This is a genomic window from Stenotrophomonas pictorum JCM 9942, assembly GCF_001431585.1.
GTDB lineage: Bacteria > Pseudomonadota > Gammaproteobacteria > Xanthomonadales > Xanthomonadaceae > Stenotrophomonas > Stenotrophomonas pictorum.
The window spans coordinates 1-20,711 of record NZ_LLXS01000012.1 but is presented as its reverse complement, the minus strand read 5'-3'; the positions used below and the strand labels follow the sequence as shown (position 1 = coordinate 20,711).

The following is a 20,711-nucleotide window of genomic DNA, read 5'->3' as shown; positions in this document are numbered from 1 at the left end:
GCTGGTTATAGCATCAAGCCGCTCAGATGGAGGCCGAGAAGCGATAGCCGGCACCGCGCACGGTCTGCACCATGTTCTCCGCACCGAACGGCTCCAGCGTCTTGCGCAGGCGGCGGATGTGCACATCGATGGTGCGTTCTTCCACATACACACTGCCGCCCCAGACGTGGTCCAGCAGCTGCGAACGGGTGTAGACGCGTTCGGGATGGGTCATGAAGAAATGCAGCAGGCGGTATTCGGTCGGGCCGATCGGCACCGGCGCCTCGCCGGCGAACACCCGGTGGGCAGCGCCGTCGATGCGGATCGGGCCAATGGCCACGCTGCCGTCCTCATCGTCATCGCGGGTGCGGCGCATCACCGCCCGGATGCGGGCCAGCAGCTCGCGTGCGGAGAACGGTTTGACCACATAGTCGTCCACGCCGGCTTCCAGCCCACCGACGCGGTCGTTCTCCTCGCCGCGGGCGGTGAGCATGATGATCGGCACGTCGCGGGTGAGGGCCTCCTTGCGCCAGCGCCGGGCCAGTTCCAGGCCGCTGGTGCCGGGCAGCATCCAGTCCAGCAGGATCATGTCCGGGACCCGGTCGGCGATGGCGGTCTGCGCTTCCAGCGCATCGCCGGCGTGGACCGGGTCGTACTCGCCCTTGCGCAGGGCGAAAGCGACCATGTCACGGATCGCGGGTTCGTCGTCGACTATCAGGATGCGTTTCTGCACGTCTGCCTACCGTAGAGCCCATCAATCTGGAGTGCGCCCAGTAGACTACGGTTTGATGACCGGTTTGTGACATCGGATGAGACTTCCGGCGGCGGTACGCGGCGGCGTGATTCAGTTCCGTGACATGTCCGGGTCACGCACACCCAGGCGGCGCATTTCCAGCACCGTGGGCATGATCGACTCGATACGCGCATTCACGCGGGCGCGGCTGATGTAATCCAGTCCGGGCTGTTTGAGCAGGGCCTCGAACTGGAGCAGCGCCTGTTCCGGGCGACCATTCAGATAGGCGGCCTCGGCGTAGGCCTCACTGGCACGCACCGGGTCTCCGGCCAGTTCGCAGGCACGGGCGAACAGCCGCTGGAACACTGGGTCATCGCCCGAGCGGGCCAGCAGCGGGCGCAGCATGCTCTGGGCGCGCTTGCCTGCCTCGGCGCCGCCTTGCTCGTTGAGTACCTGGGCGTAGGTCAGCGCCACCGCACGGTTGCGCGGCAGGCGTTGCAGCAGCGTATCGAAGCGCTGGTTGGCCTCGGTGCGCTTCCCGCTGCGCGACTCGGCTTCGCCCAGGGCCAGGCTGACCCACAGGTTGTCCGGGTAGGTGGCGTGCAGCTGCTGCAGATCCTCCAGCGCCTGCCGGGTGTTGCTGCCGCCGTCCCGCAGTTGCGCGATGGCCACACCGTAGCGCTGGGGATCATCCAGGCCGTCCTTCTGGCTGCGGCGCAGATCCTCGTATTCGCGGACCAGCTCCGACGGCGTCGGCGCGCTGAGCACCCGCAGCCGTTCGCGGGCCCAGTCGAACTGGCCGCTCGCGCCGCGGGCCACGCTGCTGGCCGGCAGCGACAGCTGCAGGGAGCTCGGCAGCAGCGGATTGCCGCCGGCACCGAGCGGGTCGCGGATATCCGGCAGGGTGGGATTCACCCGTTCCTGGCGCACGCCGGTGGGCGTCTGCGTGGTGAGCAGCACGGTGTCTTTTTTCATCTGCTCGGCGCGGGATTTGGCCTCGCTGATGCGGGTGATGTTGACTGGATGGGTGCGCAGGAAATCCGGGGTGCTGTAGCCGCCCTCGTTGCCGCGCATGGCCGCGGACATGCGCTCGAAGAAGCCGGCCATCGCGTCCACGTCATAGCCGCTGTGGGCCAGGGTGCGGATGCCGAGGCGATCGGCCTCCGATTCATTGGAGCGGGTGAAATTGATCTGGCGCTGCTGCATCAGGCCCATGCCCGAGGTGATCGCGGCCATGGTGGCGTCGCCGGAGGAGTTGCCCCCGGCCTGTTGCGCGGCGACCACCGCCGCCAGCATGCCCAGCAGGATCGGGATCTGGTCGCGCTGGGCGCGCTCCACGCCGCGCAGCACGTGCTGCTGGGTGACGTGGGCGATTTCATGGGACAGCACCGCGGCCACCTCGTCTTCGCGCTGGGCGGTCAGCACCAGCCCGGCGTTCACGCCGATGTAGCCGCCCAGGGTGGCGAAGGCGTTGATCTGCCGGTCCTTGAGCATGAAAAACGTGAACGGCTGGCGCGGCTGCGCGCTGTTGGCACCCAGCCCGGTGCCCATCCCCTGCAGCCAGTCGTCGATCAGGGGGTCGTCCAGCAGGTAGCCGTAGTTGCGCAGCTCGCGCAGCATCATGCCGCCGTATTCAGCTTGACGGGCGGGCGTGAGCAGCTCGCCGGCCGATGAGCCGATGTCCGGCAGTTTCGTGTCCTGGGCCGCGCCGGGCGGGGTGGCCAGGGCCAAGGTCAAAGCGGTGGCAAGCAGCAACGGGCGCAAACGGTGACTCCGGTAGGGCTGGGCGGAGGATGACGGGGAAGCGGCGGCGGGGTGTGAAGCGCAGGTTAATCCAGAGTGTTCTGCCGGTGGCATCGAAAATCCATGCGCCCGCTACCATATAAGGACAACATTTCCAGCGAGGAGTTTCCTTGTGAGCAATCCCGTCACCGGCGCCGTGTCCGGCGCACCTGCAGTGACCATCTACTCCACCGCCGTGTGTCCTTACTGCGTGGCCGCCAAGAACTTCCTGAAGAGCAGGAACCAGTCGTGGACCGAAGTCCGTATCGACCTGGATCCGGCCGAGCGCGAGAAGATGATGGCGCTGACCCGGCGCACCAGCGTGCCGCAGATCTTCGTCGGCGACGTCCATGTCGGTGGCTACGACGACATGATGGCGCTGCATCGTGCCGGCAAGCTCGAGCCGCTGCTGGCGGGGCAGGGCGCATGAGCGCCGGGACCGAGAAGGACCGTCTGGCCGAATTCACCGAATTCCGCCAGCGCATGAACCAGCGCATCTTGGCCGAGCCCAACCAGGTGGTGCGGCGCTTCTTCGCGCTGGACACCCAGACCTACCAGGCCGGTGCGCTGGATGTGAAGACCAAGGAACTGCTGGGTCTGGTCGCCTCGCTGGTACTGCGCTGCGACGACTGCATCAGTTACCACGTGGCCCAGTGCAAGGAGGCCGGGGTCAGTCGCGAGGAGTTCTTCGAGACCTTCTCGGTCGGTCTGGTGGTGGGCGGCTCGATCGTTATTCCGCACCTGCGGCGGGCGGTGGATTTCCTCGACCAGCTCGAGAACGGGGCGGCCCAGGCGCCGGCCGGGCACGACCACGGCTGAACCCAGACCTTGGTCCAGTTGGGGGCGGAGGGGCGGATCGGGCATAATTGACAGTTGAAACCTTTTCAATCGCGCCGGGTTCCGGGCAGCCGGATGGCGCTTTCCCCTCCTCCCTGTTTGGAATACCCAAAATGACGCAGACAATCACCGTCATCCGCGGCGATGGCATCGGCCCGGAAATCATGGACGCCACCCTGTTCGTGCTCGACGCGCTGAACACCGGCCTGACCTATGAATACGCCGACGCCGGCCTGGCCGCGCTGGAAAAGCACGGTGAGCTGATCCCGGCGTCCACGCTGGAATCGATCACGAAGAACAAGGTGGCGCTGAAGAGCCCGCTGACCACGCCGGTGGGTGGTGGTTTCAGCTCGATCAACGTCGCCCTGCGTCGCCAGTTCGACCTGTACGCCAACGTGCGTCCGGCCATCTCGTTCCCGAACACCAAGTCGCGCTACGAGAACATCGACATGATCACGGTGCGCGAGAACACCGAAGGCGCCTACCTGGCCGAAGGCCAGGAAGTGTCGGCCGACGGCGAGACCGCTTTCTCCGGCACCCGCATCACCCGCAAGGGTTCCGAGCGCATCGTGCGTTACGCCTTCGAGCTGGCCAAGAGCACCGGCCGCAAGAAGGTAACCGCCGTGCACAAGGCCAACATCATCAAGTCGACCTCGGGCCTGTTCCTGGACGTGGCGCGTGAAGTGGCCGCCAAGTATCCGGAAATCGAATTCCAGGAAATGATCGTCGACAACGCCTGCATGCAGCTGGTGATGCGTCCGGAGCAGTTCGACATCATCGTCACCACCAACCTGTTCGGCGACATCATCTCCGACCTGTGTGCCGGCCTGGTCGGCGGCCTGGGTCTGGCTCCGGGTGCCAACATCGGTGCTGACGTGGCGATCTTCGAAGCCGTGCATGGCACCGCGCCGGACATCGCCGGTCAGGGCAAGGCCAACCCGGTGGCGCTGATGCTGGGTGCGGCGCAGATGCTGGACCACGTGGGCCAGCCGGAAAACGCCGAGCGCCTGCGCAAGGCCATCGTCGCCACGATGGAAGCCAAGGACTCGCTGACCGGCGATCTGGGCGGCACCGGCACTACCATGGGCTTCGCCAAGGCGATCGCCAGCCGCATCTGATTGCGGCGGCGGCACGCTGGTGGTTGACGAAACGGAGCGCGCAAGCGCTCCGTTTCTGTTTGGATTGATCGCGTGGGCGGTGTGCTGCGGACGGTCGCAACGTCATCGCCGCGCCTTCGCTATGTGAAAGGGCGGGGGCCGGGCCCTGTGCACTCTCCGCGTTGCAGGTCAGCGGCGCAACGTCCCAAAAAAAACAAAGGGCGCCTGAGGGCGCCCTTTGCATCACCGTCTGCTGCAGGCCCTCAGTTGCGGGATTGCAGCTTGGACAGCAGGCGCAGGAATTCGATATACAGCCACACCAGGGTGACCATCAGCCCGAACGCGCCGTACCACTCCATGTACTTGGGTGCTCCGGCTTCCACGCCGCTTTCGATGAAGTCGAAATCCAGCACCAGGTTCAGCGCCGCGATCACTACCACGAACAGGCTGAAACCGATGCCGATCAGGCCGGACTCATGGATGAAGGGGATGTTGATATTGAAAAAGCCCAATACGATCGTGGCCAGGTACACCAGTGCGATGCCGCCGGTGGCGGCGACCACGCCCAGCTTGAAGTTCTCGGTGGCCTTGATCAGTCCGCTGCGATAGGCGAACAGCAGCGCGAACAGCGTGCCGAAGGTCAGGATCACCGCCTGGAAGACAATGCCGTTGAAGCGGGCTTCGTAGATGGCCGAGATCGAGCCCAGGAAGAAGCCTTCGGCCAATGCGTACAGCGGTGCGCTGACCGGTGCCCAGCTCTTCTTGAAGATGGTCACCACCGACAGGATGAGGCCGGTGATCATGCCGCCCCACAGGTAGAGTTTGGCGGCCGGCAGCAGCTCGCCGCTGTCGCTGATCGTGCCGCTCCATGCAAACGCGGCGGTGAGCACGGCCAGCAGCAACAGCAGACCGGTCTTGTTGACGGTGCCGTTGATCGTCATCACCTGCGCGCCGCGTGAGACCACGCTGCCACTGCCAAGATCGAGGAAGGTGGATTCGGAAAGGGCGGGGTTGCCGCTGCGCATGCAAGTCTCCGTTGCGAGGAATGAGGGGCGGGTGCTGCATCAAGCATACCCGTATCAATCGAAGTGAAATTTACCGTTGACAGACTGCGCCACTATTACGACAATAGCCGACCTTTCCGGGGCATCGGAGAGATTCACCGCCGGGGTATAGCGCAGTCTGGTAGCGCGCCTGCTTTGGGAGCAGGATGTCGGGGGTTCGAATCCCTCTACCCCGACCATCCAATGCACCAAGCGCGTGTTGGAGTGCGACAATCCGGTCAGAGCGCCCGTAGCTCAACTGGATAGAGCACCGGCCTTCTAAGCCGGCGGTTACAGGTTCGATTCCTGTCGGGCGCACCATCAGGTGCAAGCGGTAGGTAGCAAGTTTTCAGTGGTGGCTGTAGCTCAGTTGGTTAGAGTACCGGATTGTGATTCCGGTGGTCGGGGGTTCGAATCCCCTCAGCCACCCCACTGTTTCAAAGCTTCGGAGTGAAATCCGGGCTTGCAATAAAAGCCAGGTTGCGGCATTATTCGCCTCCTGATTTTCAGGGCTGTTAGCTCAGTTGGTAGAGCAGTTGACTCTTAATCAATAGGTCCAAGGTTCGAATCCTTGACAGCCCACCAGATTGAAAAGCCGTCAGAGCAATCTGGCGGCTTTTGCTTTTTATGTAAGCCCCGCACTTTGGGGTGGCGTGGAAAACACCCTCTGGTGTAGACTTGGCGCCGAAGTTTCAGGGCTGTTAGCTCAGTTGGTAGAGCAGTTGACTCTTAATCAATAGGTCCAAGGTTCGAATCCTTGACAGCCCACCAGATTGAAAAGCCGTCAGAGTGATCTGGCGGCTTTTTTCTTGCCAGACAGGGGGGGGCGGTCTGGGGCGTTGGATGGGGGGCGGGTGCTTGTCTTCCGCTTTTCTGGCGCTCCTGCAACAATGGCGGCCTGAATCGGCATCGCGAAAGTGGCGGAATTGGTAGACGCCCTGGATTTAGGTTCCAGTGCCGCAAGGCGTGGGGGTTCGAGTCCCCCCTTTCGCACCATCTTTGGATATTGCCGGTCCCATCTTCCCGGCGCCGGTTTCGGTGCTGCGGTCTTGCAGCGGGCTGGAAGCGCCCGCCAGAATCAGCGAAACTACCGGGCTGGCGTGGATACGTGCGCCGTTCAAATCCGTTTCTCTACCAATCGAGCCGGGGCCCATGCGCCACCGGTGGCAGGAGTCCACATGCAAGCTTCGATCGAATCCACCGGCAACCTGGAACGCCGTCTGACCTTTTCCCTGCCGGAGGAGCGCCTGCAGACCCACATCAATGGACGCCTGGGTGAGATCGCTCGCACTGCGCGCATCAAGGGTTTCCGCCCAGGCAAGGTGCCGGCCAAGGTGATCGAGCAGCGCTTCGGTCAGCAGGTGCGCGCCGAGGCGGTGGATGGCCTGCTGCGCGAGACGTTCGACGCCGCGCTGCGCCAGCATGAGCTGCGCATCGCCGGCAATCCGCGCATCGACAAGGCCGGCGAAGGCGAGTTCGATTTCGTCGCCACCGTCGAGCTGGTGCCGGACTTCGGCGATGTCGATGTGACCAAGCTGAACGTTGTGCGTCACACCGCTGAAATCAGCGACGCCGACATCGACCAGATGATCGAGAACCTGCGTGCGCAGCGCCGCAGCTGGAAGCCGGTTGCGCGCGGTGCGCAGCAAGGGGATCTGGTCGGTCTGGAAACCTGGTCGCAGATCGGCGACGAGCGCCTGCCGGCGGAAGGTGCCGAGAAGGGCACCATCATTCTCGGCCAGGGCATGATGTTCGAGTCGATTGAAAAGGGCCTGGTCGGGCTGGCCAAGGGCGAGGAAAAGACGCTGGACGTCGATTTCCCGGCCGACTGGCGCGTGCCGGCGCTGGCCGGCAAGACGGCCAAGGTCACCGTCAAGGCCGTTGAAGTCTCCGAACAGGAAGTTCCGGAAGTCGACGCCGCGTTTATCAAGAGCTTCGGTGTGAAGAACGGTGATCCGGAGCAGTTCCGCGCCGACATCCGTTCCAACCTGGAGCGCGAGCTCAAGGGTGCGCTGATGAACCGTCTGCGCCGTGAAGTGGGCGAGCAGCTGATTGCCGCCTATTCCTCGGTGGAGCTGCCGCCGCGTCTGGTCGAGAACGAAGCCCGTGCGATGCTGGCCCAGCAGATCGAGGCCATCCGTCGCCAGGGCGGCAACCCGGGCGAAGTGCCGGCCGATGCCCATGAAGGCTTCAAGGACGCCGCTGCCAAGCGCGTGCTGGTCGGCCTGCTGGTCGGTGAAGTGGCCCGCAAGAACGAGCTGCGCCTGGATCCGAAACGCCTGAACGAAACCATGCGCCTGATCGCTTCGACCTACGAAGAGCCCGAGCAGGTCATTGAGATGTACCGCAACGACCCCCAGCTTATGGCTGGCCTGCAGAACCGCGTGATGGAAGAGCAGGTGATCGACTGGATCGCCGAGCGTGCCCAGCACACCGAGCAGTCGCTGTCGTTCCAGGAAGCCATCCGCCAGTAACTGGCGGGCGTTTGATCCCCGCGCCGCTGGCGCGGGGTGTTCCTCTCAAAATAGGTGCCCCACGTAATGGACAACCGAGCCAAAGCCCTGAACATGGTTCCAATGGTGGTCGAACAGACCGCCCGCGGCGAGCGCGCCTATGACATCTATTCGCGCCTGCTCAAAGAACGCCTGATTTTCCTGGTCGGTCCCATCGACGATCACATGGCGAACGTGGTGGTGGCGCAGCTGTTGTTCCTGGAAGCGGAAAATCCGGAAAAGGACATCAGTATCTATATCAATTCGCCCGGTGGCGTGGTCACCGCCGGTATGGCGATCTACGACACCATGCAATACATCAAGCCGGATGTGAGCACGATCTGCATCGGTCAGGCGGCCTCCATGGGCGCGCTGCTGCTGGCGTCCGGTGCGGCCGGCAAGCGTTATGCGCTGCCTAATTCGCGGGTGATGATCCATCAGCCGCTGGGGGGCTTCCAGGGCCAGGCCACCGACATCGACATCCATGCGCGTGAAATCCTGACCCTGCGCGCTCGCCTGAACGAGGTGCTGTCCAAGCACACCGGGCAATCGCTGGAAACCATCGCGCGCGACACCGAGCGCGACAATTTCAAGAGCGCGGCCGAGGCCCAGGCCTATGGTCTGGTGGACCAGGTGCTTGAGCGTCGTCCGGACGAGTCGATCCAAGCGGCCTGATGGTAAAAACTGCCGGAAAACACGGCAATTCTGCAGGGTCGGAACGGGGCTGGTGTCCCTCCGGCCCTGTGTTATTCTCGAATTTGAACCCCCTGTTCATAGGGGGAAGCAACTGGGTAAGCGAAGCATGAGCGAAGACCGGCAAGGTCGTTCCGGGGACAGCAGCAAGATTCTTTACTGCTCGTTCTGCGGCAAGAGTCAGCATGAAGTACGCAAGCTGATCGCGGGCCCGAGCGTGTTCATCTGTGATGAATGCGTGGAGCTGTGCAACGACATCATCCGTGAGGAGCTTGAGGAGAAGGCCCAGTCGGCACGCAGTTCGCTGCCCAAGCCGAAGGAAATCCTCGAGGTCCTGGACCAGTATGTGATCGGTCAGACCCGCGCCAAGCGCACGCTCGCGGTGGCGGTGTACAACCATTACAAGCGCATCGAAAGCCGTCAGAAGAACGACGACGTCGAGCTGTCCAAGTCCAACATCCTGCTGGTCGGCCCGACCGGTTCGGGCAAGACGCTGCTGGCCGAAACGCTGGCGCGGCTGCTCAATGTGCCCTTCACCATGGCCGATGCGACCACGCTGACCGAAGCCGGTTACGTGGGCGAGGACGTGGAGAACATCATCCAGAAGCTGCTGCAGAAGTGCGACTACGACGTCGAGAAGGCGCAGCAGGGCATCGTCTACATCGATGAGATCGACAAGATCTCGCGCAAGAGCGAGAACCCGTCGATCACCCGCGACGTGTCGGGCGAAGGTGTGCAGCAGGCCCTGCTGAAGCTGATCGAAGGCACCGTGGCCAGCGTGCCGCCGCAGGGCGGACGCAAGCATCCGCAGCAGGAGTTCCTGCAGGTCGATACCAAGAACATCCTGTTCATCTGTGGCGGCGCGTTCGCCGGCCTGGACAAGGTGATCCAGCAGCGTTCCTCGGAAACCAGCAGTATTGGCTTTGGCGCCAAGGTCAAGAGCACCGAGCGCAAGCAGGAGATCGGCAAGGTACTGGCCGAGGTCGAGCCGGAAGATCTGATCAAGTTCGGTCTGATCCCCGAGTTTGTCGGCCGCCTGCCGGTGGTCGCCACGCTGGAAGAGCTCGATGAGCCGGCACTGATCAAGATCCTGACCGAGCCGAAGAACGCCATCACCAAGCAGTTCAAGAAACTGTTCGAGATGGAGAACGTCGAGCTGGAGTTCCGGCCCGACGCGCTGGCGGCCATCGCCAAAAAGGCGATCAAGCGCAAGACCGGTGCCCGCGGCCTGCGCACGATCGTCGAGTCGGTGCTGCTGGACACCATGTATGACCTGCCGTCGCAGGAAAATGTCAGCAAGGTGGTGGTCGATGAATCGGTCATCGAGAACAAGTCCGAGCCGTACGTGATCTACCAGACGCCGCCGGCACCGCCCAAGGCTGCTTCCGGCGACTGAACAGGGGCAACGGGACGCACTGTTGCGGGGCTGGGTTGCCCGTTCAGAATCTCGCTCGTACACCTCTTGCAACACCTCGCCGATGGCCCCATAACGGGGCCATCGGCTTTTTTATTTCAGCCTTGTCCACCCACCAGCTCCCGGCTGGTTGTTCCCCCGAATTCCTGCGGAGCCCCCATGGCCCAGTCCCAACTCGAAGTCCTCGACCTGCCGGTCCTGCCACTGCGCGACGTGGTGGTGTTCTCGCACATGGTCATTCCCCTGTTCGTGGGCCGCGACAAGTCCATGCAGGCGCTGGAGCGCGCGATGGAGGCGGACAAGCGCATCCTGCTGCTGGCGCAGAAGTCGGCCGAAACCGATGACCCGGCCGCGGCGGACCTGTACACCGTCGGTACCCTGGCGCAGGTGCTGCAATTGCTGAAGCTGCCCGATGGCACCATCAAGGTGCTGGTCGAGGGGCTCTCGCGCGTGGCCGTGGACAAGGTCCATGAGCAGGATGGCGCGCTGCAGGGGCACGGCGTGGAAATCGAATCGGATGAGACGCGCGAGCCGCGAGAGATCGAGGCGATCGCCCGTTCGCTGATGTCGCTGTTCGAGCAGTACGTCAAGACCAACCGCAAGCTGCCGCCGGAGCTGCTGCAGACGCTGGCTGGTATCGATGAGCCGGCGCGTCTGGCCGACACCATCGCCGCGCACATCGGCGTGCGCCTGGCCGACAAGCAAAAGCTGCTGGAAACCCTGCAGATCGGTGATCGTCTGGAAATGCTGGTCGGCCTGGTCGACGGCGAGATCGACGTGCAGCAGCTGGAGAAACGCATCCGCGGGCGCGTGAAGTCGCAGATGGAAAAGAGCCAGCGCGAGTACTACCTCAACGAGCAGATGAAGGCCATCCAGAAGGAACTGGGTGATCTGGATGACGCGCCGGGCGAGCTGGAAGAGCTGGCGCGCAAGATCGCCGACGCCGGCATGCCCAAGGCGGTCGAGGCCAAGGCCAAGAACGAACTCAACAAGCTCAAGCAGATGTCGCCAATGTCGGCAGAAGCGGCGGTGGTGCGCAACTATCTGGAATGGCTGCTGGGTGTGCCGTGGAACAAACGCACCAAGGTCCGCAAGGATCTGAAGGCCGCGCAGGACACGCTGGATGCCGACCACTACGGCTTGGAGAAGGTCAAGGACCGCATTCTCGAGTATCTGGCCGTGCAGTCGCGCGTGAAGCAGATGAAGGGCCCGATCCTGTGCCTGGTCGGACCGCCCGGCGTGGGCAAGACCTCGCTCGGTCAGTCCATCGCCAAGGCCACCAACCGCAAGTTCGTGCGCATGAGCCTGGGTGGCGTCCGCGACGAGGCCGAGATCCGTGGCCATCGCCGTACCTACGTCGGCTCGATGCCGGGCCGCATCGTGCAGAACCTCAACAAGGTCGGCAGCAAGAATCCGCTGTTCGTGCTGGATGAGATCGACAAGATGTCGATGGATTTCCGTGGCGATCCGTCCTCGGCCCTGCTCGAAGTGCTGGACCCGGAGCAGAACAACGCTTTCAACGACCACTACCTCGAGGTCGATCTGGACCTGAGCGAAGTGATGTTCGTGGCCACCTCCAACTCGTTGAACATCCCCGGTCCGCTGCTGGACCGCATGGAAGTGATCCGCATCCCGGGCTATACCGAGGATGAAAAGCTCAACATCGCCACCCGTTACCTGGTGCCCAAGCAGCTCAAGGCCAATGGCCTGAAGGTGGAGGAGCTGGCGATCGAGGAGGGGGCGATCCGTGACATCGTGCGCTACTACACGCGCGAATCGGGCGTGCGCAACCTCGAGCGTGAGATCGCCAAGATCTGCCGCAAGGTGGTGAAGGAAATTGCCCTGGCCGGTCCGCAGCCGGTGAAGAAAGTGGCTGCAAAGAAATCTGCCAAGAAGCCGAAAGCCGTGGTGGTGGTGGACGCGAAGAACCTGGAGAAATACCTAGGCGTGCAGCGCTTCGACTTCGGTCGTGCCGAGGAGGCGAACGAGATCGGCTTGGTCACCGGTCTGGCGTGGACCGAGGTCGGCGGTGACCTGTTGCAGATCGAGTCGACACTGATTCCGGGCAAAGGCGCTGTCACCCTGACCGGCCAGTTGGGCAATGTGATGAAGGAGTCGGCGACGGCGGCATTGTCGGTGGTGCGTGCGCGTGCCGAAACGCTGGGGATCGATGTCGATTTCCTGCAGAAGCACGATGTGCATCTGCATGTGCCCGATGGCGCCACGCCGAAGGATGGCCCCAGCGCGGGTATCGCGATGGTCACCTCGCTGGTCTCCACGTTGACCCGGGTTCCGGTCAAGGCGGATGTGGCGATGACGGGTGAAATCACGCTGCGCGGCCGCGTCACCGCCATCGGTGGTTTGAAGGAGAAGCTGCTGGCGGCGTTGCGCGGTGGCATCCGCACCGTGCTCATCCCCGACGAGAACCGCAAGGATCTGGCTGATATCCCCGCCAATGTCACCCGCGATCTGCACATCGTGCCGGTGAAGTGGATCGATGAAGTGCTGGATATCGCACTGGAGTCGCCACCGGCGCCGAAGAAGGTGGGCAAGAAAGCGCCGCGTGTGGCGGTACGAGGCAAGGCCAAGTCATCTCCGGCAACACGCGTCAAGCATTGAATGCAGTGCTGAAAACCCCTGAAACCCGCGTCGTTATTGGCTTTTCAGCTTGCGCGGGTAGGGGGCGGCTGGTATAAAAGTGCGACTCACGTACCTGTGAAATCACAGGCAACGTGTTTGAAGGATTTTCCGGTTGCCGCTGCTGCAAATGCGGGCGACGACCCACCCATCTATTCCGCGGCATTACCGCAAAGGGAGTTTTACAGAATGAACAAGACCGAATTGATTGATGGCGTTGCCGCTGCTGCCGACCTGTCCAAGGCTGAGGCTGGCCGTGCAGTTGACGCCGTCATCGCCGAGATCACCAAAGCTCTGAAGAAGGGCGATGCCGTGACTCTCGTCGGCTTTGGTACGTTCCAGGTTCGCGAGCGCGCCGAGCGCACCGGCCGTAATCCGAAGACCGGTGACACCATCAAGATCGCCGCTTCGAAAAATCCTGCGTTCAAGGCTGGCAAAGCTCTGAAAGACGCTGTAAACTAAGCGGCTCACCTAGGGTGCTTAGCTCAGCGGTAGAGCGTCTCCCTTACACGGAGAGGGTCGGGGGTTCGAAACCCTCAGCACCCACCAAAGCATCATTGGTAAAAGTTTGAAAGTGGAGCGGTAGTTCAGCTGGTTAGAATGCTGGCCTGTCACGCCGGAGGTCGCGGGTTCGAGTCCCGTCCGCTCCGCCACTTCATACGGGCCCCTGAGGAATCGGGGGCCTCGTTTTCTCAAGTCCCCCGGGACCGGAGAAAACAAACAGGTTAAATGTGGAGCGGTAGTTCAGCTGGTTAGAATGCTGGCCTGTCACGCCGGAGGTCGCGGGTTCGAGTCCCGTCCGCTCCGCCATTTATCCAGTCATTCTTCGGAATGCGCGTTTTGCGGGGAAACCTTGCAGGACGGACGAGTCAAAACGTGGAGCGGTAGTTCAGCTGGTTAGAATGCTGGCCTGTCACGCCGGAGGTCGCGGGTTCGAGTCCCGTCCGCTCCGCCAGTTGTCTCAAAAGCCCTCGGCGCAAGCCGGGGGTTTTTCTTTGGCCGCTCATGTGGAACACGTGCGCTGGGAGTCGGGCGGGAAGCGGGTTACACTGCCCGGCTCGCCAATCGGGCCGTGATTTTTCCCATGCTGCAGAAACTCCGCGACAAGACCTCGGGCTGGATCGTTACCGTGATCATGGGCCTGTTGATGATTCCGTTCCTGTTCGTGATCGACAACAGCTATCTTGGCGGTGTCGGTGCGCAGAACGTGGCCAAGGTGTCGGCGCCGCCGACCTGGTGGCAGTCGGCGCCGTCCTGGTGGCCGATGTCGTTCCTGTGGAGCCATCACGAAATCAGTGCCGAAGAATTCCGTACCCGTTTCGAGCAGGCGCGGATGCAGGCGCGTGAGCAGCAGGGCGAGAATTTCGATCCGCGTGAATTCGAAACGGCGGAGAACAAACTGCTGGTGCTGGATCAGCTCATTGACGAGCAGGTCGTGCGTCTGGCGGCTGAAGACGCGCATATCGTGATCGGCGATGCCGCGGTGCGCGATTACATCGCCAGCATTCCGGCGTTCCAGCGCGATGGCAAGTTCGATGCCGACCAGTACCGGCTGGTGCTGGCGCAGAGTGTGCCGCCGCGGACACCGGCGATGTTCGAACAGCTGGTGCGCACCAGTCTGCAGCAGTCGATCATTCCCAGCGCGCTTGCACAGTCCGGTTTTGTCACCAAGGGTGAAAGCGAGCGTCTGCTGAAGCTGCTGGGTGAAACCCGTGACGTCGAGTTCGCGCTGTTGCCCGCACCGGAAGTCGATACCGCCGCTGTCAGCGATGACGAAATCAAGCAGTGGTACGACAGCCATCCGAAGGATTTCCTGCAGCCGGAAAGTGTCTCCATCGAGTACGTTGAACTCAGTGCGGCGACGTTGCCGCCGGTTGCGCCGGCTGATGACGCCGCGCTGCGCCGTCGCTACGACGAGGAGAAGGCGCGTTTTGTTGCGCCTGAGCAGCGTCTGGCATCGCACATCCTGATCAGCGCCGGTTCCGATGCGGCGTCGCAGAAGGCCGCAGAAGCCAAGGCGGCAAAGCTGGCTGAAGAAGCCAGGCAGGGGGCTGATTTTGCGGCACTGGCCAAGGCCAACTCCGATGACCCGGGCTCGAAGAACGAGGGTGGTGATCTGGGCTGGGTCGAGCGCGAAGTGATGGTCAAGCCGTTCGAGGACGCCCTGTATGCGATGAAGATTGGCGAGATCACCGGGCCGGTCAAGACCGATTTCGGTTACCACGTGCTGAAGCTGCGCGAGATCAAGGGCGGTGAAGGGCGTCCGTTCGAGGAGGTCCGCGATCAGCTGGCTGCCGAACAGTTGCAGGCTGATACCGAAAAGGCGTTCAGCGAGCTGAGCGGGCGCCTGGTGGATCTGGTCTACAAGAACCCGACCGCGTTGGAGCCGGCAGCCAAGGAAGTGGGCGTGCCGGTGCAGGTGCTGGGACCGTTCACGCGGACGACCGCCAGCGGTATCGCTGCCACCCCGGCCGTGTTGCGTGCGGCGTTCTCCGACGCGCGGGTGGAAGACGGTACGGTCAGTGACCCGATCGAGATCGCGCCGAACCACAACGTGATGCTGCGTGTCACCGAGCACACGCCGGAGCAGCCGATCCCGCTTGCGCAGGCACGTGAGCAGGTGATTGCGGCCATTCGCGCACACCGTACGGAAGAAGCATCGAGCAAGGCCGCTGATGCACTGCTGGCCAAGCTGGGCAGCGGACAAACCCTGCAGCTGCTGGCCGAATCCGAAAAACTGCAGCTGTTGCCGATGCCGGGTCTGCCGCGTACCGCGCCGATGCCTACCGTTGAGGCCAATCGAGCCGTATTCGCTGCGGCACCGCCAAGTGCCGACAAGCCGAGCTATGGCAAAGTCGACATGGGCGATGGTCGCTATGCGGTGTTCGCGGTGACCAAGGTGACGCCTGGCGATATCGCTGAAGTGAGTGAGCAGCAGCAGTCCATGTTGAAGCAGCAGCTCAGCCAGATCGATGGCGCTGCGGCGGCGAAGGCCTATGTGGATGGCATGCGCAAGCGCTTCAAGGTGCAGGTGCAGGAATCCCAGCTCTAGGTCTGGGTTCAAGTAAAAAGCCCGGCTTTCGCCGGGCTTTTTTATTTGTCTGTCCTGCAGTGTCGGGTGGGCAGGGGAGCTGCGGCCTCAGCGCGCATCTTCGAAGTTGAGCACCATGCCCGGTTTGAGCGTCGCCTTGGCGTCCAGGTTGTTGCGGGCCAGCAGGGCTTTGACGGGAACCCCGTAGCGACGTGCGATCGACCAGGCCGATTCGCCGCTGCGCACGGTATGGCGGCGTGAGGTCCGGCCGGTGGTGGTTGCTGCGCTGCTGCTGGCCACGCGCGGGGCTGCGGCCGTGGCCGGAGGTGGGGAGGAGGAGGCCACTGCGAAGCTGTCGGTCTGCGCTATGGCTCCTTCTGCATGGCCGATCATCGCAGGTGCCAGCACCCGCACGCCCGGGCGTGCACCGGTCACGGCCGGGTTGAGGCGGGCGATTCGGGCCGGGTCCAGTGCATTCTGCGCCGACCAGGCGGCCAGCGTGGTGTTGGCTGGCAGCGGGTGGCCCTTGAGAATCGGTACTGGACGGTCGAGGGCGGCCATCAGATCCGGTTGCTTCTCGGCCTGTTCCAGCACACAGGCCAGCGCGTGCAGTTTCTCGACATACGAATAGGTGATGGGCGAGAGCCCGGGCAACTCTGCGGGACGCGCGTTCTGGGCGTTCATGCCGGCCCGCCGTAGCGATTGCAGGATGCGGTACTCGCCGGCGTTGTAGGCCATCACCGCCAGCCGCCAGTCGCCGCCGAACATGCCGTGCAGCGTTTTCAGGTAGCGTACGGCCGCGCGGGTGGAATCCACCGCAGAAAGGCGGCCGTCGTAGCCGGCTTCCATCGGTACCCGGTGGTTGCGTGCGGTGGTGGCGATGAACTGCCACAGCCCGGCAGGGCCACCGGCATTGCGCGCGCCGGGCCTGTAGCCGCTTTCCACGAAGGGGATCAGCGCATATTCGGTCGGCAGGCCGGCCTCACGCAGTTCATCAACCACGTAACCGAACAGCGGCAGTGCATCGTCTTCGATATTGCCCAGGCGCGAAGGGGCGTGTGCGAAGTGCTTGCGCCAGCGGGGATTGGTCGCGGCGGCATCGCACTGGGCGTCGGCCAGGCCTTCGCGGAAGTTGGCGAAAATCTCGCGACCATTGCGGCTGGTCGGCGGCGGCAGCGAGGCCGGGTCAATGGGCAAGGCGCCCAGTGCCGCGAGGTTCTGGCTCACCCCGGCGCTGACGGGCAGCGGCGGGGTACTGGCGGCAGCCGCGCCCACGCCCAGAAACATCCCGAGCGCGAGCGCCAGAGCGTGCCGCTTCATGCGCGGAAACCGTCTTTCCAGCGCCGTAATTCGGCAAAGGTCTCCACTTCATCGGCTGGCGCCCGGCCCAGACGGGTGGCGACGGCGGCGCGAATGGCGGAGTCGTTGGTGCGCAGGAATGGGTTGCACTGCAGTTCGCTGGCCAGTAGGGCGGGAACGGAGGGGCGTGAGCGGCTGCGCATGTCCTGAGCTTCCTGTTGGCGGCGTTGCAATGCCGCGTTGGTGGGATCGATATGCCGAGCGAACACGGCATTGGCCAGTGTGTACTCGTGCCCGCAGCAGACCCATGTCTGCGGGGGCAGCGCGGCCAGGCGTTGCAGCGAGGCCAGCATCTGGGCGGGCGTACCTTCGAACATGCGTCCACAGCCCAGGCTGAACAGCATGTCGCCACAAAACAGGTGGTTGTGGCCGAGGTAGGCGATATGGCTCCGGGTGTGGCCGGGAACTTCCAGCACGGTGAAATCGAAGCCGGGCAATTGTACCCGGTCGTTTTCACCCACCCGTTCACAATCCAAAGTGATGCGTTCATCGGCTGGGGCGAACACCGGCAGCCAGGGCCAGCGCTGGCGCAGCGCCGCGACGCCGCCGATGTGGTCGTCGTGGTGGTGGGTGAGCAGGACGGCAGCGGGCTGCATGCCTTGGTCCGCGGCGTCGAATACGGGGCCGGCTTGGCCCGGATCGACAAAAACCGTGCGGTCGTCAGGTGTTTGCAGCGCCCAGATGTAGTTGTCCTGAAATGCAGGCAGGGCGGTCAGTCGCATAGAATTGGACCATGCCTGCCGCCCCGTTCCCCCGTCAAGCTGCAGTCTCGGCCTGGTTTGAGAAAACTGGCGCGCTTGCGATGCGTGAACTCGAGCATCGGACCCTGCTTGAACAGTTGCGTGCGGTACCGGCGCAGCCTTGGCTGTGGATGGGGCCGGCGGCCAGCTGGTTGCCCGTGTCTCCACCCCAGGGCCGGGGCATCCGGCTGCATCCGCATGTGACCGGACCGGGGTACGACGGCGATCTGCGTTGCTCGCTGCCCCTGCCGCTGCCGGCCGAGTCCGTCAATGCGATCGTGCTGCAGCATGTGGCGGCGGAGCAGGCGGCGGATCTGCTGGCCGAGTGCGCGCGGATCTTGATGCCCGGGGGGCGGCTGTGGATGACACTGCTCAACCGCTGCAGTCCCTACCGCACGCACTGGCAATGGCAGGGCGCACGGCCACCCTCGGCGGGGCATTGCCGGATGCTGATCCAGCGCCAGGGTCTGCGCTGCACCTCGCTGCGCCATCTGGGGCCTTTGCTGGATTCCTCCGGTGCAGGCGCAGGTACGTCGTTGGCGGCATTGCGCGCGATCTGTGTATTGAGCGGGGAAAAGCGCACCACCACGTTGACCGCTATTGGCCAGCTCAGGACGGCCGATTGGCGCCGGCCGCTGGCGACCTGACTTTTTACGGAACTACATGAAATCCATTGAAATACACACCGACGGCGCGTGCCTCGGTAATCCCGGGCCGGGCGGCTGGGCCGCCCTGCTGCGCTACAAGGGACATGAGCGCGAGGTCACCGGCGGGGAAGGTCACACCACCAACAATCGCATGGAGTTGATGGCCGCCATCTCGGGCCTGGAGACCCTCACCGAGCCGTGTGAGATCGTGCTGCATACCGATTCGCAGTACGTGCGCCAGGGCATCACCGAATGGATGGGCGGCTGGGTGCGGCGCAACTGGAAAACCGCCGGTGGCGATCCGGTCAAGAACCGCGATCTGTGGGAGCGTCTGCACGCGGCCACCCAGCGGCATCGGATCGACTGGCGCTGGGTCAAGGGCCATTCCGGCGACCCGGACAACGAACGCGTGGACCAGCTGGCCCGCGATGAAGCCATCCGCGTGCGCGCCAGCGCCGCAAGCAACTGAGGTAGGCCGTGCGCCAGATCATCCTTGATACCGAAACCACCGGCCTGGACTGGAAGAAAGGCAACCGCGTGGTCGAGATCGGCTGCGTGGAGCTGCTTGAACGCCGCCCCAGCGGCAACAATTTCCATCGTTACCTCAAGCCCGATTGCGAGTTCGAGAGTGGGGCGCAGGAAGTCACCGGGCTGACCCTGGAGTTCCTCGCCGACAAGCCGCGCTTTGAAGAAGTAGTCGACGAGTTCCTGGCCTATGTCGATGGCGCCGAACTGATCATCCACAACGCCTCGTTCGACATGGGCTTCCTGGAGAACGAGCTGGCGCTGGCCGGAAAAACCCGGCTGGCCGAGCGGGTCACCGTCACCGATACCCTGCTGATGGCGCGCGAGCGCTACCCTGGCCAGCGCAACTCGCTGGACGCGCTGTGCCGGCGGTTGGGCGTGGACAACTCGCATCGCCAGCTGCACGGCGCACTGCTCGATGCGCAGATTCTGGCCGATGTGTATATCGCCCTGACCTCGGGCCAGGAGGAGATCGGCTTCGGTCAGCCAGAGGCCGAGCGCAGTGGCGCTGTCGGCGCGGTACAGGCATTTGACCCTGCGGTCTTGCTGCCGCGCCCGCGGGTGCTGGCGACCGGTTCCGAGCTGGAGGCACACGAAGCCCGGCTGGCGCGGCTGCGCAAGAAGGCCGGTCACGCCTGGTGGGATGGTGAGCGTGCGCCGGTGGCGCCGGAAACCGCCTGAGGCAATCGAAGGGGGCTAGTGGCAGCGGACGAGGATGACGGTCACGTTGTCCGAGCCGCCGCCATCCAGTGCCGCGCCGACCAGGGTGTCCACGCATTCCTGCGCACTGCAATCGGCATGGGCCAGCATGCTGGCGATGCTGGCATCGTCCACTTCCTCGCTCAGCCCGTCGCTGCACAGCAGCAGCTGCATGCCCGGGCGCAATTCCCCGGTCATCGTGGCCACGTTCAGGTGCGCCGGGTCGGTGACTCCCAATGCCTGGGTGACCACGTTGCGGTGCGGGTGGGCGCGGGCCTGTTCGGCGGTCAGTGAGCCTTTTGCGACCAGCTCCTGCACGTAGCTGTGGTCCTGGCTCAGTTGGCTCAGTTTGCCGTCCCGCCACAGGTAGGCGCGGCTGTCGCCGATCCAGGCCACTTCGAACTGGTGCCCCAGGATCTGTGCGGCCACCACGGTGGTGCCCATCGGCAGGCTGTCATTGCGCCGTCGCGAGGTGCGGATGATCTCCTCATCGGCGATACGGATCGCCTGGACCAGCGGGATCCCCTTGCGGATCTCGCGGACGATGGTTTCCCGCGCCAGGGCGCTGGCCACTTCGCCACAGGCGTGTCCGCCCATGCCATCAGCCACCAGCCACAGGCCGAGCTCGCTGTCACCGTAGTAGGTGTCTTCATTGAGCTGGCGGCGCAGGCCGACATGGCTGAGGTGTCCGAATTCGATCATGAGTGCCGGCGTGGGCTGTATTGCGTCAGGAAGGGCAACGCATCATCGCGTTCATGGAGGTGTACAGCAAGCGTCGCAATGTGGCTTGCCGGTTGCCGCAACGCCCGCTCCGGGCAGGCGATGGCGCGTCAATTGTGAAAAACCGCTTGTCGGCAATGCCAATGCCCCTTATTATTCGCAGCCCGGTTCGCCGGGGACCATCTGGAGAGGTGGCAGAGCGGTTGAATGTACCTGACTCGAAATCAGGCAGGCGTTTATAGCGCCTCGGGGGTTCGAATCCCCCCCTCTCCGCCAGATTAAG

18 protein-coding genes and 11 tRNA genes are annotated in these 20,711 nt (G+C 63.7%); 23 read left to right on the top strand and 6 right to left on the bottom strand.

Annotated features, from left to right (window positions below; all coding sequences use genetic code 11):
• Positions 1-22: 22 nt before the first annotated feature.
• Together phoB and ARC78_RS05095 are read right to left on the bottom strand one after the other, a co-directional pair.
• On the bottom strand, positions 23-712 hold the full coding sequence (gene phoB / locus ARC78_RS05100) for a phosphate regulon transcriptional regulator PhoB (RefSeq protein WP_054659077.1): 690 nt from the start codon (positions 710-712) through the stop codon (positions 23-25).
• A gap of 111 nt (positions 713-823) precedes the next feature.
• Complete coding sequence (locus ARC78_RS05095; protein ID WP_057505862.1) at positions 824-2,476, bottom strand: M48 family metalloprotease; 1,653 nt, start codon at positions 2,474-2,476, stop codon at positions 824-826.
• Positions 2,477-2,627: 151 nt separating this feature from the next.
• On the opposite strand from ARC78_RS05095, the gene grxC reads away from it, so the two are divergent.
• The 3 genes from grxC to ARC78_RS05080 all read left to right on the top strand — a co-directional run bounded on the left by grxC (position 2,628) and on the right by ARC78_RS05080 (position 4,449).
• Positions 2,628-2,924, top strand: coding sequence for a glutaredoxin 3 (gene grxC / locus ARC78_RS05090; RefSeq protein WP_054657137.1), 297 nt, complete (start codon positions 2,628-2,630; stop codon positions 2,922-2,924).
• Positions 2,921-3,313, top strand: coding sequence for a carboxymuconolactone decarboxylase family protein (locus tag ARC78_RS05085; protein ID WP_054657139.1), 393 nt, complete (start codon positions 2,921-2,923; stop codon positions 3,311-3,313). Before grxC ends, ARC78_RS05085 begins: the two co-directional genes overlap by 4 nt.
• Positions 3,314-3,444: 131 nt before the next feature.
• Positions 3,445-4,449 carry an isocitrate dehydrogenase gene (locus ARC78_RS05080; protein WP_057505861.1) on the top strand — a complete coding sequence of 335 codons (1,005 nt, stop codon included), beginning with the start codon at positions 3,445-3,447 and terminating at the stop codon, positions 4,447-4,449.
• Between the two features lie 242 nt (positions 4,450-4,691).
• Here the strand turns inward: ARC78_RS05080 and ARC78_RS05075 are convergent, their stop codons facing one another.
• On the bottom strand, positions 4,692-5,453 hold the full coding sequence (locus tag ARC78_RS05075) for a Bax inhibitor-1/YccA family protein (RefSeq protein WP_054657141.1): 762 nt from the start codon (positions 5,451-5,453) through the stop codon (positions 4,692-4,694).
• A gap of 141 nt (positions 5,454-5,594) precedes the next feature.
• On the opposite strand from ARC78_RS05075, the gene ARC78_RS05070 reads away from it, so the two are divergent.
• From ARC78_RS05070 to ARC78_RS04995, 16 genes are all read left to right on the top strand, one after another.
• A tRNA-Pro gene (locus ARC78_RS05070) sits at positions 5,595-5,671 on the top strand.
• 44 nt (positions 5,672-5,715) lie between these two features.
• Positions 5,716-5,792: transfer RNA gene (locus ARC78_RS05065), tRNA-Arg, on the top strand.
• A 34-nt stretch (positions 5,793-5,826) separates the two neighbouring features.
• Positions 5,827-5,903: transfer RNA gene (locus ARC78_RS05060), tRNA-His, on the top strand.
• 77 nt (positions 5,904-5,980) lie between these two features.
• Positions 5,981-6,056: transfer RNA gene (locus ARC78_RS05055), tRNA-Lys, on the top strand.
• Positions 6,057-6,166: 110 nt separating this feature from the next.
• A tRNA-Lys gene (locus ARC78_RS05050) sits at positions 6,167-6,242 on the top strand.
• A gap of 140 nt (positions 6,243-6,382) precedes the next feature.
• Positions 6,383-6,467 (top strand) — tRNA-Leu (locus ARC78_RS05045).
• Between the two features lie 182 nt (positions 6,468-6,649).
• Positions 6,650-7,945, top strand: coding sequence for a trigger factor (gene tig / locus ARC78_RS05040; protein ID WP_057505860.1), 1,296 nt, complete (start codon positions 6,650-6,652; stop codon positions 7,943-7,945).
• A 66-nt stretch (positions 7,946-8,011) separates the two neighbouring features.
• Positions 8,012-8,638 (top strand): ATP-dependent Clp endopeptidase proteolytic subunit ClpP, encoded by a 627-nt coding sequence (clpP, locus tag ARC78_RS05035; RefSeq protein WP_054657143.1) that lies wholly within the window; start codon positions 8,012-8,014, stop codon positions 8,636-8,638.
• 127 nt (positions 8,639-8,765) lie between these two features.
• A complete protein-coding gene (gene clpX / locus ARC78_RS05030; RefSeq protein WP_054657145.1) occupies positions 8,766-10,052 on the top strand; it encodes an ATP-dependent Clp protease ATP-binding subunit ClpX in 1,287 nt (428 codons plus the stop codon).
• A 177-nt stretch (positions 10,053-10,229) separates the two neighbouring features.
• Positions 10,230-12,689 (top strand): endopeptidase La, encoded by a 2,460-nt coding sequence (gene lon / locus ARC78_RS05025; protein ID WP_054657147.1) that lies wholly within the window; start codon positions 10,230-10,232, stop codon positions 12,687-12,689.
• Positions 12,690-12,896: 207 nt separating this feature from the next.
• Complete coding sequence (locus tag ARC78_RS05020) at positions 12,897-13,169, top strand: HU family DNA-binding protein (protein WP_054657149.1); 273 nt, start codon at positions 12,897-12,899, stop codon at positions 13,167-13,169.
• A gap of 12 nt (positions 13,170-13,181) precedes the next feature.
• Positions 13,182-13,256 (top strand) — tRNA-Val (locus ARC78_RS05015).
• Between the two features lie 27 nt (positions 13,257-13,283).
• Positions 13,284-13,360: transfer RNA gene (locus ARC78_RS05010), tRNA-Asp, on the top strand.
• A gap of 80 nt (positions 13,361-13,440) precedes the next feature.
• Positions 13,441-13,517, top strand: a tRNA-Asp gene (locus tag ARC78_RS05005).
• Between the two features lie 68 nt (positions 13,518-13,585).
• Positions 13,586-13,662, top strand: a tRNA-Asp gene (locus ARC78_RS05000).
• Between the two features lie 129 nt (positions 13,663-13,791).
• Complete coding sequence (locus tag ARC78_RS04995; RefSeq protein ID WP_057505859.1) at positions 13,792-15,759, top strand: peptidyl-prolyl cis-trans isomerase; 1,968 nt, start codon at positions 13,792-13,794, stop codon at positions 15,757-15,759.
• An 87-nt stretch (positions 15,760-15,846) separates the two neighbouring features.
• Here ARC78_RS04995 and ARC78_RS04990 read toward each other — a convergent pair whose 3' ends face one another.
• Both ARC78_RS04990 and gloB read right to left on the bottom strand, forming a co-directional pair.
• Positions 15,847-17,058, bottom strand: a complete 1,212-nt coding sequence (locus tag ARC78_RS04990) for a lytic transglycosylase domain-containing protein (RefSeq protein WP_054657151.1) — start codon at positions 17,056-17,058, stop codon at positions 15,847-15,849.
• A complete protein-coding gene (gene gloB, locus ARC78_RS04985) occupies positions 17,055-17,819 on the bottom strand; it encodes a hydroxyacylglutathione hydrolase (RefSeq protein WP_054657153.1) in 765 nt (254 codons plus the stop codon). Before gloB ends, ARC78_RS04990 begins: the two co-directional genes overlap by 4 nt.
• Positions 17,820-17,899: 80 nt before the next feature.
• On the opposite strand from gloB, the gene ARC78_RS04980 reads away from it, so the two are divergent.
• From ARC78_RS04980 to dnaQ, 3 genes are read left to right on the top strand one after another with little or no spacing between them, the layout of a single operon-like run.
• Positions 17,900-18,484 carry a class I SAM-dependent methyltransferase gene (locus ARC78_RS04980; RefSeq protein WP_241772669.1) on the top strand — a complete coding sequence of 195 codons (585 nt, stop codon included), beginning with the start codon at positions 17,900-17,902 and terminating at the stop codon, positions 18,482-18,484.
• 16 nt (positions 18,485-18,500) lie between these two features.
• A complete protein-coding gene (gene rnhA, locus ARC78_RS04975) occupies positions 18,501-18,953 on the top strand; it encodes a ribonuclease HI (RefSeq protein WP_054657155.1) in 453 nt (150 codons plus the stop codon).
• Positions 18,954-18,961: 8 nt separating this feature from the next.
• Entirely contained in the window at positions 18,962-19,690 is a 729-nt protein-coding gene (dnaQ, locus tag ARC78_RS04970; RefSeq protein ID WP_054657157.1) for a DNA polymerase III subunit epsilon, read from the top strand.
• 15 nt (positions 19,691-19,705) lie between these two features.
• On the opposite strand, the gene ARC78_RS04965 is transcribed toward dnaQ, so the two are convergent.
• Complete coding sequence (locus tag ARC78_RS04965) at positions 19,706-20,410, bottom strand: PP2C family protein-serine/threonine phosphatase (protein ID WP_054657159.1); 705 nt, start codon at positions 20,408-20,410, stop codon at positions 19,706-19,708.
• A 203-nt stretch (positions 20,411-20,613) separates the two neighbouring features.
• Here ARC78_RS04965 and ARC78_RS04960 point away from each other — a divergent pair.
• Positions 20,614-20,704 (top strand) — tRNA-Ser (locus ARC78_RS04960).
• Positions 20,705-20,711 lie beyond the last annotated feature (7 nt).